Genomic DNA, 18109 nt, shown 5'->3' on the forward strand with positions numbered 1-18109 from the left:
ACGCCCGGTTACATTCCGAACCCGGAAGCTAAGCCTTACAGCGCCGATGGTACTGCAGGGGGGACCCTGTGGGAGAGTAGGACACCGCCGAACAATCATTCAAAAGGGTTGGGCTCTGAACTTCGGTTCGGTGCCCAACCCTTTTTTGTTTGTGGTCACTTGAAGTTCATGTTGCGCCCCCAGCATCCACGGCATGGGTACTGCTGCAATGCTCAGGGCTGCAGGCGTCGGAGTCGGTGACGAGGTCATCGTGCCGGCCTTCGGGAATGTGGAACTCGCCGGAGCGGTAACCCTGGCGGGTGCGTTGCCGGTGTTCGCCGACGTAGATCCGGTGACGTACTGCCTGGACCCCGTTGCCGTCGAAGCAGTCGTAACTCCGCGGACCGCGGCCGTCGTTGTCGTGCACCGCTTCGGTCGGCCGGCGGATGTCGGGCGGTTGCATGCCCTCGGGGAGCGGCACGGGCTGTTGGTGTTGGAGCAGGGAGAGTCCGAGGCCCCCTACGACGAGATCGCTCAGCGGCGGGAGCGGGCCGCTTATCTGGACGGGCGGTTGCGTGGGGTGCGGATGCCCGACGGTGGAGACGGACACACCTATCAGCAGTACGTCGTGCGGGTGCCGGGGAACGGCCGGCCCGATCGGGACGCGTTCGCACGCGCCTTGCGGGGCAGGGGAGTCGAGTGCCGGGTACCGGTGAAGACTCCGTTGCACCGGTTGCCCGAATTCAGGCGGTGTGTGTTCCTGCCGGAGACCGAACTGGCGTCGGACGAGACCCTCGCGTTGCCCGTGGACGCCTCGTTGACGAAGCGGGACATGCAACGGATCGTGTCGGCATGCAACACGCTCGGCGGACTGCTCCAGCCCGCCTTCTGAACGAGTTTGGGAACACCGGCTTGTTCGGGGTATGATCTATTCTGTTGCCGCGAGGGAAACCTCGAAAAGTAACTGGCCCCCTTAGCTCAGTCGGCAGAGCGTCTCCATGGTAAGGAGAAGGTCAACGGTTCGATTCCGTTAGGGGGCTCCGCAAAAAGAAAGCCTCCGCCCTCCGGGCGGGGGCTTTCTTCGTGTCCTGCTTCCCCTCACGCCATCCGCATCGCCAGGATCGCCATGTCGTCCGAGGGGGCGTCCGACGCGAAGCGTTCGACCGCGCGCATGATGCGGGCCGCGACCGCACCGGCGGTGAGGCCGGTACAGGTGGAGAGGACGTCGGCGAGACCGTCGTCGCCCAGCATGCGGGTGCCCTCACGGCGCTCCGTCACGCCGTCCGTGACGCAGAGCAGGACGTCGCCCCGGTCGAGGGTGACCGTCTGCTCGTAGAGCTCCAGGTCCTCCATGACGCCCAGGAGCGGCTGGGGTTCGGCTGCCGCCTCGACCGTGCCGTCCTGACGCAGACGCAGGGGGAGCGGGTGGCCGGCGCAGACCACCTTCAGCTCGGCGCTGCCGTCCTCCTGTGGGCGCATCTCGCCGTAGAGGAGGGTCAGGAAGCGGCTGCGGGCGCCCTCGTCGAGGATCGCCGAGTTCAGGCGTTCCAGGACGGCGGGGCCGCTGAGGCCCTCGCGGGCCAGCAACCGCAGCGCGTGGCGGGCCAGGCCCGTCACCGCCGCCGCGTTCGGGCCCGTGCCGCAGACGTCGCCGATGGCGAAGCCGTACGCGCCGTCGCTGATCGGGAAGACGTCGTAGAAGTCGCCGCCAACCTCGTTGCCCTCGCCGGCCGCGCGGTAGATGACCTCGACCTCGACGCCGTCGATCTTGGGGGTCTCCGGGGGCAGCAGGCTGCGCTGGAGGGACTGGCTGATGGCGGTGCGCTCGGAGTAGAGGCGGGCGTTGTCGAGGGCGAGCGCGGCGCGTCGGGACAGGTCCTCGGCCAGTTCCAGGATCTCCTGGCGGAAGTGTTCGTCGGTGGGCTTGCCCAGGGTCAGCATGCCGATGACGCGGTTGCGGGCGACCAGGGGGAGGACGACGGTCTCGCCGCCCACCGCCGACGCCGTCGCCAGGGTGGGGCCGATGCCCGAGGAGACCTGGTGGGTCGGGCCGCCGGTCAGGCCCAGGCTGCGCATGGAACTGCGCAGAGCCGCGTCGTGCGCGGCCTCCGCGGGGGCCGCCCAGACCCGGGCGCCGGGGGTGGGGACCGGGTCCGGCGGGGCGATCTTCGACAGCAACGACTTGATGCCGTCGATGAGTTCCTCGTCCTCGTGCAGGACGTACGACAGGTACGGGTCGGAGGCCTGATCGGCGATCGTGTAGACCGCGCACCAGGTCGCCAGGGTCGGGACCGTCATCTGGGCCATCAGGGCCAGGGTCTGGTCGCGGTCCAGGGTGCCCGCGAGGAGGTCGGAGGCCTCGACGAGGAAGCTCAGGGAGCCCCGGCGCAGTCGCTCCAACTCGCCCAGCCGGGCCGACTCCACGGCCAGCGCGATGCGGTCGGCCGCGAACTGAAGGCGCAGAGCCTCCTCGTTGGAGTAGCGGCCGGGAGCCTCGGCCGCGACGCCCAGGGAGCCCGTCAGACGGCCCTCGACCTTCAGCGGGACCGTGACGACCGAGCGCATGCCCGTGCCGCTCAGCAGGGGGAGGGCGCCGGGGACGGCCAGGAGGTCCTCGTGGACGGCCGGCATGCGGGCCGAGCCGTAGCGGCCGGGGCCCGCCTCCACGGGCACGCGCGCGAAGCGCTGGCGGGCGGAGGGCAGGCCGGTGGAGGCGCGGACCTCCAACTCCGTCTCGTCGTCGGTGGCCAGGAGGAGGAACGCGGAGTCGGCGTCGAGCATGTCGCGGGCGCGTTCCACCGTGCGCTGGAGGAGGCCGTCGAGGTCGTCCGGGGCCGGGGAGCCGATGAACACCTCGAAGGGGTCGGTGCTCTGGCCGTCGGAGCCGGTGGTCGTGTCGGAGGCCGGGACGCGCAACGGGGTCTGCAGGACCGCGCGTTCGTGGTCGCGGACGAGGAGACAGACCGTGGAGGGCTCGCCGTCGGTGTCGCGGACACGGAGATGTGAGGCGTAGACGGGCGTGACGCGGCCGTTGGCGCCGCGGATGCCGTAGCTGCCCTCCCAGCGGGAGAGTTGGAGGGCTTCCACGATGCCGGTGCTGGTGCCGGGGGTGTGCGGCCAGGCGGCGAGGTCGGTGAGGGGTTTGCCGATGACCTGGTCGGCCGGATAGCCGAAGAGTTCCTCGGCGTCCTCGTTCCACGCGGAGATGGCGCCCGCGCGGTCGATCTGGACGACCGCCACCCGCACCCGGCTGTCGGCGAGCGGGAGAAGGTCGGCCGGGAGGGACGGGCCGGCCGCGCGGGTGCCCACCGGGCGGTCCGGGAGCTCGAGTTGGAACCAGACCTGCTTGTGGGTGGGTGTGTACTCGACGCCCCAGCGGCCGGCGATGGCCGCGCACAGCTGGAGGCCGCGGCCGCCTTCGCGGTCGGGGCTGCCCATGGTGGCGAGGGATCCCTGGAGGGGGATCTCACGTTCGGGATACCGGTCGGCCACCTCGATGCGTACGCCGTCGTCGCTGCGCAGGCACAGGACGTCGGCGTGGGTGCCCGCGTGGACGACGGCGTTCGTCACCAGCTCACTGGTGAGAACCACGGCGTCGTCGACGATGTCGGCGAAGCCCCACCCCTGGAGGGTGTCGCGGACGAAGGAGCGGGCGGTCGCTACCGATCGCCCGACGGGCTCGAAGCTGGCGGCCGCGCGCGCGGTGATCACAGAACTCCTCGACCGGTTGTCGACGTGCGGGGATCCCTGGCCGCCCTGGTCGCACCGCTGCTGCGGTGGACGCATGCCTGAAGGCCGGGGGTCCGGGGGCTGTCCCCCCGGGATCAGTCCGGTGGTCATGTGTGCGGCCGCCCCTCCGATGCCCGCTCGTGCTCGTGCCACCGCCCAGGCCGGACGGACCGGCGCGGCTGGACAGCCGCATGCAAGGTTACTTACCTTCCCGGTCCCCGCGGATGCCGGTCACCAGTGTTTCCGCCCGAGCGTGTGCGGACGATGTGCGAAGCTGCCGAACTGTTATGGCCGGGTTCGGCAAGGGTGAAACACTGGGCAAGCTTCTTGTGAAGGTCCGGGCAGACTGGGTGTCTTCTGCGCACAGGGGGCAGCAGCCCCCGGGGCCCGCCTGGTTTCATCAGGCGGAAAACCCCAGCGGCGTGACGTATGGCGAGCAGCAGTACCCATGTACAGAGGTAACGGTCGACCCCTGCGGGAGGGACAAGTGGAGTCTGGTGCAGCGACGCGGGGCACTAAGACGCGCGCGAAAGGCGGACAGTCCCTGAGCAGGCAGCGCACACCACGCGGCGGGACCACCGTCGTGGACACGGCGGCCCTGGACCGGCTGCTGGTCGCTCTCGGGTCCATGCGGGACGGCAATTTCCGCAAGCGGCTCACGGTGTCCGGCGACGGCGTGATGTCGGAGATCGCGGCCGTGTTCAACGAGGTCGCGGATCGAAATCTCCACCTCACGGGTGAGTTGTCGCGGGTGCGACGCATGGTGGGACGTGAGGGAAAGCTCACCGAGCGGCTGGAGACGGGCGCCTGCGAAGGGTCCTGGGCGACCGCCATCGACAACTCGAACGCGCTGGTCGACGACCTCGTACGGCCTGTCTCCGAGGTCGGGCGGGTGCTGTCGGCGGTGGCGGAGGGTGATCTGTCGCCGCGGATGGAGCTTCGGACGCAGACGCCGGAGGGGACCGGGCATCCGCTGCGCGGGGAGTTCCTGAAGGTCGGGCGGACGGTGAACAACCTGGTCGACCAGTTGTCGACGTTCACCGACGAGGTCACCCGCGTGGCCAGCGAGGTCGGTACCGAGGGCAAGCTGGGCGGGCAGGCCCAGGTGCGCGGTATGTCGGGTTCGTGGAAGGACCTCACGGAGTCCGTCAACACGATGGCCTACCGGCTGACGGCGCAGGTGCGGGACATCGCGCTGGTGACGACGGCCGTGGCCAAGGGTGATCTGTCACGGAAGGTGACAGTTCACGTCGAGGGCGAGATGCTCGAGCTGAAGAACACCGTCAACACGATGGTGGACCAGCTCTCCGCGTTCTCCGTCGAGGTGACCCGGGTCGCGCGCGAGGTGGGGACCGAGGGCATCCTGGGCGGTCAGGCGCAGGTGTCCGGCGTGGACGGGGTGTGGAAAGAGCTCACCGATTCGGTGAACACCATGGCCGGCAACCTGACGGCCCAGGTGCGCGGGATCGCGGAGGTGACGACGGCGGTCGCCAACGGCGATCTGTCGCAGAAGGTGACGGTGTCGGCGCGCGGCGAGATCGCGCAGCTCGCCGACACGATCAACCAGATGACCGAGACGCTGCGGACCCTCGCGGACGAGGTCACTCGCGTGGCCAACGAGGTCGGCGCGGCGGGGCAGCTCGGCGGCCAGGCGAACGTGCCGGGTGCGGCGGGGACGTGGAAGGACCTGACGGACTCCGTCAACACGGTGTTCCGCAACCTCACCACTCAGGTACGGGACATCGCCGCGGTGACGACGGCCGTGGCCAGCGGCGATCTGTCGCAGAAGGTCACCGTGGACGTGGCCGGCGAGATGCTGGAGATGAAGAACACCGTCAACGGGATGGTCGACCAGCTGTCGGCCTTCGGTGCCGAGGTCACGCGCGTGGCGCGGGAGATCGGGGTCGAGGGTGAGCTGGGCGGTCAGGCCCAGGTGTCGGGTGTGGCCGGGACGTGGAAGGACCTGACGGATTCCGTCAACACGGCGTTCAGGAATCTCACCGGACAGGTGAGGAACATCGCGCAGGTCACCACGGCCGTGGCCAACGGCGACCTCTCGCAGAAGGTCACCGTCGACGTGTCCGGCGAGATGGCGCAGCTGAAGAACACCGTGAACACGATGGTGGACCAGCTGTCGTCGTTCGCCGACCAGGTGACGCGGATGGCCCGGGACGTGGGCACCGAGGGCAGGCTGGGCGGGCAGGCCCGGGTGGACGGTGTGTCGGGTACGTGGAAGGAACTCACCGACTCCGTCAACTTCATGGCCGGCAACCTCACCTCTCAGGTGAGGCAGATCGCCCAGGTGACGACCGCGGTGGCCCGGGGTGACCTCTCGCAGAAGATCGACGTCGACGCGCGCGGGGAGATCCTGGAGCTGAAGAACACCATCAACACGATGGTGGATCAGCTGTCCGCCTTCGCCGACCAGGTGACCCGGGTCGCCCGTGAGGTGGGCACGGACGGGCGGCTCGGCGGGCAGGCGCAGGTGCCCGGTGTGGCCGGTGTGTGGCGCGACCTGACCGACTCGGTGAACGGCATGGCCGGCAACCTCACCGCCCAGGTGCGCAACATCGCGCAGGTCGCCACCGCCGTGGCCCGCGGTGACCTGTCCCAGAAGATCACCGTGGACGCGCGCGGGGAGATCCTCGAGCTGAAGAACACGCTGAACACGATGGTGGACCAGCTGTCGTCGTTCGCCCAGGAGGTCACGCGAGTGGCCCGTGAGGTGGGTACGGAGGGGCAGCTCGGCGGCCAGGCCGAGGTGCAGGGCGTCTCCGGCACCTGGAAGGACCTCACGCAGTCCGTGAACTTCATGGCGAACAACCTGACCATCCAGGTGCGCCAGATCGCGGAGGTCACGACCGCCGTCGCCAAGGGCGACCTGTCGAAGAAGATCACGGTCGACGCCAAGGGCGAGATCCTGGAGCTCGTCACCACCGTGAACACGATGGTCGACCAGTTGTCGTCGTTCGCCGAGCAGGTGACCCGGGTGGCCCGTGAGGTGGGCACCGAGGGCATCCTGGGCGGCCAGGCGCACGTGCCGGGTATCACGGGCATCTGGAAGGACCTCAGCGGCAACGTCAACCTGATGGCCAAGAACCTGACCACGCAGGTGCGCAACATCTCGCAGGTCGCGGCGGCGGTGGCCAACGGCGATCTGACGCGGCAGGTGACGATCGAGGCGCGCGGTGAGGTCGCGCAGCTCGCCGACACCATCAACACCATGGTGAAGACGCTGAGTTCGTTCGCCGAGCAGGTCACCAAGGTGGCCCGTGAGGTGGGCACGGACGGCATCCTCGGCGGGCAGGCGCATGTGCCGGGTGTGGCGGGCACGTGGAAGGACCTCACCGAGTCGGTGAACCAGATGGCGTCCAACCTGACCGGCCAGGTGCGCAACATCGCCATGGTCACGACGGCCATCGCCAAGGGTGACCTGACGAAGAAGATCGACATCGACGCGCGCGGGGAGATCCTCGAACTGAAGACGACCATCAACACGATGGTCGACCAGCTGTCGTCATTCGCCGAGGAGGTCACGCGCGTTGCCCGCGAGGTGGGTACGGAGGGGCAGCTGGGCGGTCAGGCACGCGTGCGTGACGTCGACGGCACCTGGCGTGACCTGACCGAGTCCGTCAACGAGATGGCCGGGAACCTCACCCGTCAGGTGCGTGCCATCGCGCGCGTGGCGACCGCGGTGACCCGTGGCGACCTGAACCTGAAGATCGACGTGGACGCGTCCGGGGAGATCCAGGAACTCCAGGACTACATCAACAAGATGATCACCAACCTGCGCGACACCACGATCGCCAACAAGGAGCAGGACTGGCTCAAGGGCAACCTCGCGCGTGTGTCCGCTCTGATGCAGGGGCGGCGTGACCTGGCGGACGTGGCCTCGCTGATCATGAGCGAGCTGCCGCCTCTGGTGGCCGCGCAGCACGGCGCCTTCTTCCTGGCCATGCCGCCGACCGACGGCGACGCCGACCAGTACGAGCTGCGGATGCTGGGCTCGTACGGGTACTCGATGGGCTCCATGCCGACGTCGTTCCGGCCGGGTGAGGCGCTGGTCGGGACGGCCGCGGAGGAGAAGCGCACGATCCTCGTCGCGAACGCCCCGAGCGGCTATCTGAAGATCTCCTCGGGGCTCGGTGAGGCGCCGCCCGCACAGGTGATCGTGCTGCCGGTGCTGTTCGAGGGCAAGGTGCTCGGCGTGATCGAGCTGGCGTCGTTCACGAAGTTCACACAGATCCAGAAGGACTTCCTCAACCAGCTCGCCGAGATGATCGCGACGAGCGTCAACACCATCTCCGTCAACACCAAGACCGAGCTGCTGCTGAAGCAGTCGCAGGAGCTGACCGAGCAACTGCGGGAGCGGTCGGCCGAGTTGGAGCAGCGGCAGAAGGCCCTGCAGGCGTCCAACGCCGAACTGGAGGAGAAGGCCGAGCTGCTGGCGCAGCAGAACCGCGACATCGAGGTGAAGAACACCGAGATCGAGGAGGCGCGGCAGGTCCTGGAGGAGCGCGCCGAGCAACTCGCGGTGTCGATGCGCTACAAGAGCGAGTTCCTCGCCAACATGTCGCACGAGCTGCGTACGCCGCTCAACTCGCTGCTGATCCTGGCCAAGCTGCTCGCCGACAACGCGGAAGGCAACCTGTCGCCGAAGCAGGTCGAGTTCGCCGAGACGATCCACGGGGCGGGTTCCGATCTGCTCCAGCTGATCAACGACATCCTGGACCTGTCGAAGGTCGAGGCGGGCAAGATGGACGTGTCGCCGACGCGGATCGCACTGGTCCAGCTCGTCGACTACGTGGAGGCCACGTTCCGGCCGCTGACCGCGGAGAAGGGCCTTGATCTGTCGGTGCGGGTGTCGCCGGAGCTGCCCGCCACGCTGCACACCGACGAGCAGCGGCTGCTGCAGGTGCTGCGCAACCTGCTGTCCAACGCGGTGAAGTTCACCGACTCCGGGTCGGTGGAGCTGGTCATCCGGCCGGCCGGGGCGGATGTGCCGGTGGCGATCAAGGAGCAGCTGCTGGAGGCCGGTTCGCTCACCGATCCGGACGCCGCTCTGATCGCGTTCTCGGTGACGGACACCGGCATCGGGATCGCGGCCAGCAAGATGCGGGTGATCTTCGAGGCGTTCAAGCAGGCGGACGGCACCACCAGCCGCAAGTACGGCGGCACGGGCCTGGGGCTGTCCATCTCGCGGGAGATCGCACAGTTGCTCGGCGGTGAGATCTACGCACAGAGTGAGACGGGCCGTGGTTCGACGTTCACGCTGTATCTGCCGCTGCACCCGAGTGAGCTGCCGCCGCAGGGCTACCAGCAGGTCGTGCCGGCGCTGGAGGCCGGCGATCTGGTGGCCTCGGAGAACGGGGCGCTGGAGCTGTCGGAGCTGTCCGGCGTGGAGATCGAGACGCCGGCCGAGGTGAGGTCGTACCAGGACGCGCAGAACGGTCCGGCGGCCCTCTTCAGGCGTCGGCGCCGTCTGGTGAGCGGCGGCGAGCAGGTGGGGCGTCCTGAGCAGTGGCCGGCCCGCGGGCAGGAGGCGGGGGCCCGCGCGCGCGTGGGCATCCGGTTCGGCGGTGAGAAGGTGCTGATCGTCGACGACGACATCCGCAACGTGTTCGCGCTGACCAGCGTTCTGGAACAGCACGGCCTGTCGGTGCTGTACGCGGAGAACGGCCGGGAGGGCATCGAGGTCCTGGAGCAGCATGACGACGTGGCGGTCGTCCTGATGGACATCATGATGCCCGAGATGGACGGTTACGCGACGACGACGGCGATCCGGCGGATGCCGCAGTTCTCCGGGCTGCCGATCATCGCGCTGACGGCGAAGGCGATGAAGGGCGACCGGGAGAAGGCGATCGAGTCGGGTGCCTCCGACTACGTGACGAAGCCGGTCGACCCCGATCACCTGCTGTCGGTGATGCAGCAGTGGATGCGGGACGCGTGAGGGGAACCACGGCGTGACGGGAACCTTCGGCGTGCGCCCCGAGTCGCTGACTCAGGGTGGCGGTCGCCGTGTAGCGAGGCGGAATTCGGGGAACCTTCTGGTCTCCTGCTGCGTTCCTGCTACGTGCACAGTGACATCACGGTGACAGGGTGTGGCGACGGTCGGGGTGCGGCTACCATGACCGGCACAGGGAAGGGCGGCGCAAAGGAGTCGTCCCCAGGGGCGGCGCCCGGTGCACTGCCGGGGCGAGGAGGGCGGGCCATGGTGCAGAAGGCCAAGATCCTCCTGGTCGATGACCGGCCGGAGAATCTGCTGGCGCTGGAGGCGATCCTCTCTGCGCTCGATCAGACGCTGGTGCGGGCATCGTCCGGGGAAGAGGCGCTCAAAGCACTGCTGACGGACGACTTCGCGGTCATTCTGCTGGACGTCCAGATGCCGGGAATGGACGGCTTCGAGACGGCCGCGCACATCAAGCGGCGGGAGCGGACGAGGGACATCCCGATCATCTTCCTCACCGCGATCAACCACGGGCCGCACCACACCTTCCGCGGGTACGCGGCGGGCGCGGTGGACTACATCTCCAAGCCGTTCGACCCGTGGGTGCTGCGCGCGAAGGTTTCGGTGTTCGTCGAGCTGTACATGAAGAACTGCCAGCTGCGTGAGCAGGCGGCGCTGTTGCGGCTGCAGTTGGAGGGCGGTGGCGGCAAGAGCGCTGCGGGCGGCGCCAAGGAGCCGGCGGGGCTGCTCGCCGAGCTCTCCGCGCGGCTCGCGGCCGTCGAGGAGCAGGCGGAGGCGCTGTCCAAGCAGCTCGACGACGAGTCTGCGGACGCGGCGGCGGTGGCCACGGCGGCGCACCTGGAGCGCAAACTCACCGGTCTGCGCCGGGCGCTGGACGCCCTGGAGCCGGGCGCCGGCAGCGGTGCGGCCTCGGTGCCGTCCCAGAACTGAGCGGAACCGACGCAATCGACCGGCACCACGGAACGGAACTGGCGCGTGCGGCACATGGAGTTGTGCATGAGGACGCGTCAGTTCCCCTTCCGGCACAGTGGACGCGTCAGTTCCGTGCCCGCACGGGGGCGACACGAACGGGTGAAGCGGTAGGCACACGTGTCCGCTGTGGTCTCCACCGGTAACCTCACACCCATGGCCTCACGTCCCTCCGCAGCCAAGAAGCAGCCCGCCAAGAAGGCGGCTGCTCCCGCGAAGGCTCCGGCGAAGAAGGCCGCTGCGAAAAAGGCCCCGGCGAAGAAGGCGCCCGCCAAGAAAGCCGCGGCCAAGAAGCCCGCGCCCGCACCGGCTCCCAATCCCACCGGGGGCATCTACAGACTCGTACGCGCCATCTGGCTCGGGCTGGCGCACGCCGTCGGCGCCGTGTTCCGCGGCATAGGGAACGGTGCGAAGAACCTCGACCCGGCCCACCGCAAGGACGGCGTCGCGCTGCTGCTGTTCGGCGTCGCGCTGATCGTCGCCGCGGGCACCTGGGCCGATCTGCGTGGACCGGTCGGCGACCTCGTCGAGATCCTGGTGACCGGTGCCTTCGGCCGGCTCGACCTGCTGGTGCCGATCCTGCTGGCCGTCATCGCCGTGCGCTTCATCCGGCACCCCGAGAAGCCCGAGGCCAACGGCCGCATCGTGATCGGCCTGTCCGCGCTCGTCATCGGCGTGCTCGGCCAGGTCCACATCGCCTGCGGCGCGCCCGCCCGCAGCGACGGCATGCAGGCGATAAGGGACGCCGGCGGTCTCATCGGCTGGAGCGCGGCGACCCCGCTGACGTACACCATGGGCGAGGTCCTCGCCGTACCGCTGCTGGTGCTGCTCACGATCTTCGGGCTGCTGGTCGTCACGGCGACCCCGGTCAACGCCATCCCGCAGCGGCTGCGGCAGCTCGGGGTGCGGCTCGGCGTACTGCACGACCCGGCGGCCGACGAGTACGACGAGTTCGGCGACGACGACGCGCGCTACGACGAGCAGTGGCGCGAGGCGCTGCCCGGGCGCCCCCGGCGGCGCTCGAGCGCCCCCCAGTCCCCCGAACCCGACGACGCCGAGCAGGAGGCGCTCTCCCGGCGGCGCGGCCGCCCCCGGCGCTCCGCGGTGCCGCAGCCGGCCATGGACCGGCAGCTGGACGCCGTGGACATCGCCGCGGCGGCCGCGGCCGACCTCGACGGCGCCGTTCTGCACGGCATGCCGCCCTCGCCGATCGTCGCCGACCTCACCCAGGGCGTGAGCATCGGCGACCGGGAGCCGACGACGCCGACGCCCGTCCCGGCGCCGGCCTCCCGTCCCCGGCAGGAGAGGCTCAAGGTCGGCGGGGCGGTCCCCGACCTGACCAAGTCGGCACCGGAGGAGATGCGCGAGCTGCCGCCGCGCGCCGAGCAGCTCCAGCTCTCCGGCGACATCACCTACTCCCTGCCCTCGCTCGACCTCCTGGAGCGCGGCGGCCCCGGCAAGGCGCGCAGCGCCGCGAACGACGCAGTCGTCGCCTCGCTGACGAACGTCTTCACCGAGTTCAAGGTCGACGCCGCCGTGACCGGCTTCACCCGCGGGCCGACGGTCACGCGCTACGAGGTCGAGCTCGGCCCCGCCGTGAAGGTCGAGCGGATCACCGCGCTGGCGAAGAACATCGCGTACGCCGTCGCCAGTCCCGATGTGCGGATCATCAGCCCGATCCCGGGCAAGTCCGCCGTCGGCATCGAGATCCCGAACACCGACCGGGAGATGGTCAACCTGGGGGACGTGCTGCGGCTCGCGGACGCGGCCGAGGATGACCACCCGATGCTGGTGGCGCTCGGCAAGGACGTCGAGGGCGGCTACGTGATGGCCAACATGGCGAAGATGCCGCACGTCCTGGTCGCCGGAGCCACTGGTTCCGGCAAGTCGTCCTGCATCAACTGCCTGATCACGTCGATCATGGTCCGCGCGACCCCCGAGGACGTGCGGCTGGTACTGATCGACCCCAAGCGCGTCGAACTGACCGCCTACGAGGGCATCCCTCACCTGATCACGCCGATCATCACCAATCCGAAGCGGGCCGCCGAGGCGCTTCAGTGGGTCGTACGGGAGATGGATCTGCGGTACGACGACCTGGCGGCGTTCGGCTTCCGGCACATCGACGACTTCAACGAGGCCATAAGGAACGGCAAGGTCAAGCTGCCCGAGGGCAGTGAGCGCGAGCTTCAGCCGTACCCGTATCTGCTGGTGATCGTGGACGAGCTCGCCGACCTGATGATGGTCGCGCCGCGTGACGTCGAGGACTCGATCGTGCGCATCACACAACTCGCGCGCGCGGCCGGCATCCATCTGGTGCTCGCCACGCAGCGGCCGTCGGTCGACGTCGTCACCGGCCTGATCAAGGCGAACGTGCCGTCGCGGCTCGCCTTCGCCACCTCCTCGCTCGCCGACTCGCGGGTCATCCTGGACCAGCCGGGCGCCGAGAAGCTGATCGGCAAGGGCGACGGGCTGTTCCTGCCGATGGGCGCGAACAAGCCGACCCGTATGCAGGGCGCCTTCGTGACCGAGGCCGAGGTCGCGGCCGTCGTCCAGCACTGCAAGGACCAGATGGCGCCGGTCTTCCGCGACGACGTCACCGTCGGCACCAAGCAGAAGAAGGAGATCGACGAGGACATCGGCGACGATCTCGACCTGCTGTGCCAGGCGGCCGAGCTGGTGGTCTCCACCCAGTTCGGGTCGACGTCCATGCTCCAGCGCAAGCTGCGCGTGGGCTTCGCCAAGGCCGGCCGGCTGATGGACCTCATGGAGTCGCGGAACATCGTCGGGCCCAGCGAGGGCTCCAAGGCGCGTGACGTTCTCGTGAAGCCGGACGAGCTGGACGGCGTGCTCGCGGTGATCCGGGGGGAGTCTCAGGGGTAGACGTCAACGCGGCGAGCGGGGGCCGGTCGTGACTCACCCGTTAGAGAGCGGAGAGCAACCGTTTCCCTTTGACGTACGTCAAGTTGAGCGAGAGGACAGGTGTGGCTCCCGCCGGGGCCGTAACCGGCCCGTCATCGGCGTGTCCGGCCATACCGATGGCGTACAAAGTCGTACCGCCCGGTTGCCCCTCCCTTTGGCACCCCCCCTAGACTGAACTTCCAGCACAGGTGGCTACACGCTCGAAAGGCGCCCCCGTGTCCATCGGCAACTCCCCTGAAGACGAGCGTCCGTTCGAAGACCCGTCCGAGGAAGCCCCCTTCTCCATCGGCCGTGCCCTGCAGCAGGCCCGCATCGCGGCCGGGCTGACCGTCGACGACGTCAGCAGCGCCACCCGGGTCCGCATCGTCATCGTGCACGCCATCGAGTCAGACGACTTCGCTCCCTGTGGCGGAGACGTCTACGCGCGCGGGCACATCAGGACCCTGGCCAGGGCCGTCCACCTCGACCCCGCCCCGCTGATCGACCGGTACGACGCCACCCACGGCGGCCGGCCCGCGCCGACCCCGGCCGCGCCGCTGTTCGAGGCGGAACGTATCCGCCCCGAGCGACGCGGGCCGAACTGGACCGCGGCCATGGTCGCCGCGATCGTCGCCGTCGTCGGCTTCGTCGGCTTCACCGCGTTCAGGGGCGGCGACGACGGCGGGTCGAAGGAGCAGGTCGCCGACGGCGCCACCCCGGCGACAGCGAAGACCGCCTCGCCCACGCCGAAGACCGACAAGCCCGCCGGCACCACGCCGGCGCCCTCCGACAGCGCCATCGCCGCGGCCCCCCAGGACAAGGTGACCGTCCAGGTCAGCGCCGCCGACGGGCGCAGCTGGATCTCCGCCAAGGACCACAACGGCCGGCTGATCTTCGACGGCTTCCTCAAGCAGGGCGACTCGAAGACCTTCCAGGACAGCGAGAAGATCAGCCTCATCCTCGGCGACGCCGGAGCGATCGATCTGTTCGTCAACGGCAAGAAGCTCAACGACGACTTCCGGCCCGGCGCGGTGGAGCGTCTGACCTACACGAAGGGCGACCCGCAGGTCGGATGAACCGGGCGGGGCCTGGCGCATACGGGGTTGGTGATCTTCACCAACCCCGTCGACGTTGGCTGTCGGTGCGACAAAGTAGTCTTGAGCCCATGCCTGAACGCCGTACCGTCGCACTCGTCACCCTTGGCTGCGCCCGTAACGAGGTGGACTCGGAGGAGCTCGCAGGCCGTTTGGAGGCGGACGGCTGGCAGCTCGTGGAGGACGCCGAGGACGCCGACGTGGCCGTCGTCAACACCTGCGGCTTCGTCGACGCCGCCAAGAAGGACTCCGTCGACGCCCTGCTGGAGGCCAACGACCTCAAGGGGCACGGCAGAACCCAGGCCGTCGTGGCGGTGGGCTGCATGGCCGAGCGGTACGGCAAGGAACTCGCCGACGCTCTGCCCGAGGCCGACGGTGTGCTCGGCTTCGACGACTACGCCGACATCTCCGACCGCCTCCAGACCATCCTGAACGGCGGCATCCACGCCTCCCACACCCCGCGCGACCGGCGCAAGCTGCTGCCCATCAGCCCGGCCGAGCGGCAGGAGTCGGCCGCTGCGGTCGCGCTCCCGGGGCACGGCCCGACCGACCTCCCGGAGGGGCTCGCTCCGGCCTCCGGCCCGCGCGCACCCCTGCGCCGCCGGCTGGACGGCGCGCCCGTCGCCTCGGTCAAGCTCGCCTCAGGCTGCGACCGGCGCTGCTCCTTCTGCGCCATCCCGTCCTTCCGCGGCTCCTTCATCTCCCGCCGGCCGAGCGACGTGCTGAATGAGACGCGGTGGCTGGCCGAGCAGGGCGTCAAGGAGATCATGCTGGTCTCCGAGAACAACACGTCCTACGGCAAGGACCTCGGTGACATCCGGCTGCTGGAGTCGCTGCTGCCCGAGCTCGCGGAGGTCGACGGCCTGGAGCGGGTGCGCGTCAGCTACCTCCAGCCGGCCGAGATGCGGCCCGGCCTGATCGACGTGCTGACCTCCACGCCCAAGATCGCGCCCTACTTCGACCTGTCCTTCCAGCACTCCGCGCCCGGCGTGCTGCGAGCGATGCGCCGCTTCGGCGACACCGACCGCTTCCTGGAACTGCTCGACACCATCCGCGGCAAGGCGCCCCAGGCGGGCGTGCGCTCCAACTTCATCGTGGGCTTCCCCGGCGAGTCCGAGGCCGACCTGGCCGAGCTGGAGCGCTTCCTGAACGGTGCGCGGCTGGACGCGATCGGCGTCTTCGGCTATTCCGACGAGGAAGGCACCGAGGCCGCGACGTACGACGACAAGCTCGACGCGGACGTGGTCGCCGAGCGGCTCGCCCGGGTCTCCCGGCTCGCCGAGGAACTCGTCTCGCAGCGCGCCGAGGAGCGGCTGGGCGAGACCGTGCACGTCCTCGTGGAGTCGGTGGACGAGGAGGGCGTGTACGGCCGGGGCGCGCACCAGGCGCCGGAGACGGACGGCCAGGTGCTGCTCACATCGGGCGAAAGTCTGAGCGTCGGCCGTATGGTCGAGGCGAAGGTGGTCGGTACGGAGGGTGTCGACCTGGTGGCCGAGCCTCTGCAGGGTTCGCTCGGGTGTAGTGAGGAGGCGGGCAGATGACGGGTGTTCCGGCATCGGCTGCGGGCGGCTCCTCGCAGGCCAAGAGCAGCGCCGTGCCCGCAGGCCCGGTCTCCGGCACGGCCTCCGACGCGTCCGATGCCTCCGACGTCCCCGTTGTCGCCGTCGACGGCCAGGAGGCGGGCAGGCCCCCGCGGGGTGCGAAGCTGGCGGCCGCCGCCGTCAACCAGGCGAGCGTCTGGAACATCGCCAATCTGCTGACGATGCTTCGGCTGGTCCTGGTCCCCGGCTTCGTCGCGCTGATGCTGGCCGACGGCGGCTACGACCCGGCGTGGCGTTCGCTCGCCTGGGCGGCCTTCGCCGTCGCCATGATCACCGACCTGTTCGACGGGCACCTGGCACGGACGTACGACCTCGTCACCGACTTCGGGAAGATCGCCGACCCCATCGCCGACAAGGCGATCATGGGAGCGGCGCTGATCTGTCTCTCCTCGCTCGGCGACCTGCCGTGGTGGGTGACGATCGTGATCCTCGGCCGGGAACTCGGGATCACGCTGCTGCGTTTCCTGGTCATCCGGTACGGCGTCATCCCGGCGAGCCGGGGCGGCAAGCTCAAGACGCTCACCCAGGGCGTGGCCGTCGGGATGTACGTCCTGGCGCTGACGGGGTGGCTGGCCACCCTGAGGTGGTGGGTGATGGCCGCGGCGGTCGTGCTGACCGTGGTGACCGGACTCGACTACGTAAGACAGGCCATTGTGCTGCGCAGGCAGGGGATCGCCGAGCGTCGGGCCGCGTCGGAGGAGACGGAAGCGTGAATTCCACGGCCACCGACGTGGTGCGACTACTCACGGTGAACGGAGAGACGCTCGCCGTGGCCGAGTCGCTGACCGGTGGTCTGGTGGCGGCGGAGATCACATCGGTTCCGGGGGCGTCCAAGGTCTTCCGTGGTTCGGTCACCGCCTACGCCACCGGACTCAAGCACGAGCTGCTCGGCGTCGACGCCGGTCTGCTGGCCGCTCGCGGAGCGGTGGACGCGCAGGTGGCGGCAGAGATGGCGGCCGGCGTGCGCAAGGCGCTGGGCGCCGACTGGGGCGTCGCTACGACCGGGGTGGCCGGTCCCGATCCTCAGGACGGGCAGCCGGTCGGAACGGTCTTCGTGGCCGTGGACGGTCCGTTCGGGGCGGATTCCGGTTCCGCCGCTGGCGGAAAAGTGGAGGCCCTGCGGTTGAACGGCGACCGGGCGGAAATTCGTAGAGAGAGTGTACGGAGCGTACTCGCACTGCTTCTGACAGAGCTGGCGGGCGAACACACCGGGAACGAGCGGGCACAGGATACGGAACAGAACGGGGGGTTTTGATGTTTGCAGCCCTGAGTGAACACGACATCGCTCCCCGCACGGCCGCAGCGCAAGGCGGTACGGTGGGGCGTGAAGGATGCGGCTACGCGGTCCGAGGAGGGAGCCACCGATGATTCTGCTCCGTCGCCTGCTGGGTGACGTGCTGCGTCGGCAGCGCCAGCGCCAGGGCCGTACTCTGCGCGAAGTCTCCTCGTCCGCCCGAGTCTCACTCGGCTATCTCTCCGAGGTGGAGCGGGGGCAGAAGGAGGCTTCCTCCGAGCTGCTCTCCGCCATCTGCGACGCGCTGGACGTACGGATGTCCGAGCTCATGCGGGAAGTGAGCGACGAGCTCGCTCTCGCCGAGCTGGCCCAGTCTGCAGCGGCAACCCCCAGCGAGCCTGTGCCCACGTCGGTTCGTCCGATGCTGGGTTCCGTGTCGGTGACCGGTGTGCCACCGGAGCGGGTGACCATCAAGGCGCCCGCCGAGGCGGTGGACGTGGTCGCCGCGTGAGATTCACCCGCGGGGGCGTGTGAAGCCACGCAGGCACCTGTAGGCACGCAGGCAGGAATGTGTGAGGCCCCGGCCGGGGCTTCTCCGGGAAGACCGGAGGAGTGCGGTCGGGGTTTTCGCGTCCGT

10 protein-coding genes, 1 tRNA gene and 1 rRNA gene are annotated in these 18109 nt (G+C 69.4%); 11 read left to right on the forward strand and 1 reads right to left on the reverse strand.

All coding sequences use genetic code 11. The features are described 5' to 3' along the window. The 3 genes from rrf to ACZ5SK_RS27105 form a co-directional block, all read left to right on the forward strand. Positions 1-93, forward strand: a 5S ribosomal RNA gene (rrf, locus tag ACZ5SK_RS27095); the annotation flags it as partial. Between the two features lie 115 nt (positions 94-208). After that, complete coding sequence (locus tag ACZ5SK_RS27100) at positions 209-871, forward strand: DegT/DnrJ/EryC1/StrS family aminotransferase (protein WP_334581148.1); 663 nt, start codon at positions 209-211, stop codon at positions 869-871. A 75-nt stretch (positions 872-946) separates the two neighbouring features. Beyond that, positions 947-1019: transfer RNA gene (locus ACZ5SK_RS27105), tRNA-Thr, on the forward strand. A gap of 58 nt (positions 1020-1077) precedes the next feature. Here the strand turns inward: ACZ5SK_RS27105 and ACZ5SK_RS27110 are convergent. Beyond that, on the reverse strand, positions 1078-3819 hold the full coding sequence (locus tag ACZ5SK_RS27110) for a SpoIIE family protein phosphatase (RefSeq protein WP_334576720.1): 2742 nt from the start codon (positions 3817-3819) through the stop codon (positions 1078-1080). A 376-nt stretch (positions 3820-4195) separates the two neighbouring features. Here ACZ5SK_RS27110 and ACZ5SK_RS27115 point away from each other — a divergent pair, with 376 nt between their 5' ends. The 8 genes from ACZ5SK_RS27115 (at position 4196) to ACZ5SK_RS27150 (ending at position 17983) form a co-directional block, all read left to right on the forward strand. Beyond that, entirely contained in the window at positions 4196-9658 is a 5463-nt protein-coding gene (locus ACZ5SK_RS27115; protein ID WP_334576719.1) for a HAMP domain-containing protein, read from the forward strand. A 261-nt stretch (positions 9659-9919) separates the two neighbouring features. Further along, the gene (locus tag ACZ5SK_RS27120; protein WP_079659117.1) at positions 9920-10606 is read left to right on the forward strand and encodes a response regulator; all 687 of its coding nucleotides are present in this window, start codon (positions 9920-9922) and stop codon (positions 10604-10606) included. Positions 10607-10801: 195 nt separating this feature from the next. Continuing rightward, positions 10802-13525, forward strand: a complete 2724-nt coding sequence (locus ACZ5SK_RS27125; protein WP_334576718.1) for a DNA translocase FtsK — start codon at positions 10802-10804, stop codon at positions 13523-13525. A 254-nt stretch (positions 13526-13779) separates the two neighbouring features. Continuing rightward, positions 13780-14619 (forward strand): helix-turn-helix domain-containing protein, encoded by an 840-nt coding sequence (locus ACZ5SK_RS27130; protein ID WP_334576717.1) that lies wholly within the window; start codon positions 13780-13782, stop codon positions 14617-14619. Between the two features lie 89 nt (positions 14620-14708). Continuing rightward, positions 14709-16178: a 30S ribosomal protein S12 methylthiotransferase RimO gene (gene rimO / locus ACZ5SK_RS27135; protein ID WP_079659114.1), complete on the forward strand. Its 1470-nt coding sequence runs from the start codon at positions 14709-14711 to the stop codon at positions 16176-16178. Beyond that, a complete protein-coding gene (gene pgsA / locus ACZ5SK_RS27140) occupies positions 16175-16951 on the forward strand; it encodes a CDP-diacylglycerol--glycerol-3-phosphate 3-phosphatidyltransferase (protein ID WP_334576716.1) in 777 nt (258 codons plus the stop codon). Before rimO ends, pgsA begins: the two co-directional genes overlap by 4 nt. After that, positions 16948-17493 (forward strand): CinA family protein, encoded by a 546-nt coding sequence (locus tag ACZ5SK_RS27145; protein ID WP_334576715.1) that lies wholly within the window; start codon positions 16948-16950, stop codon positions 17491-17493. The genes pgsA and ACZ5SK_RS27145 overlap by 4 nt, the downstream gene beginning before the upstream one ends. Before the next feature lie 109 nt (positions 17494-17602). Further along, positions 17603-17983: a helix-turn-helix domain-containing protein gene (locus ACZ5SK_RS27150; RefSeq protein WP_015657463.1), complete on the forward strand. Its 381-nt coding sequence runs from the start codon at positions 17603-17605 to the stop codon at positions 17981-17983. The last annotated feature ends 126 nt before the right edge of the window (positions 17984-18109 follow it).

Source organism: Streptomyces sp. NPDC031474, from assembly GCF_055581185.1.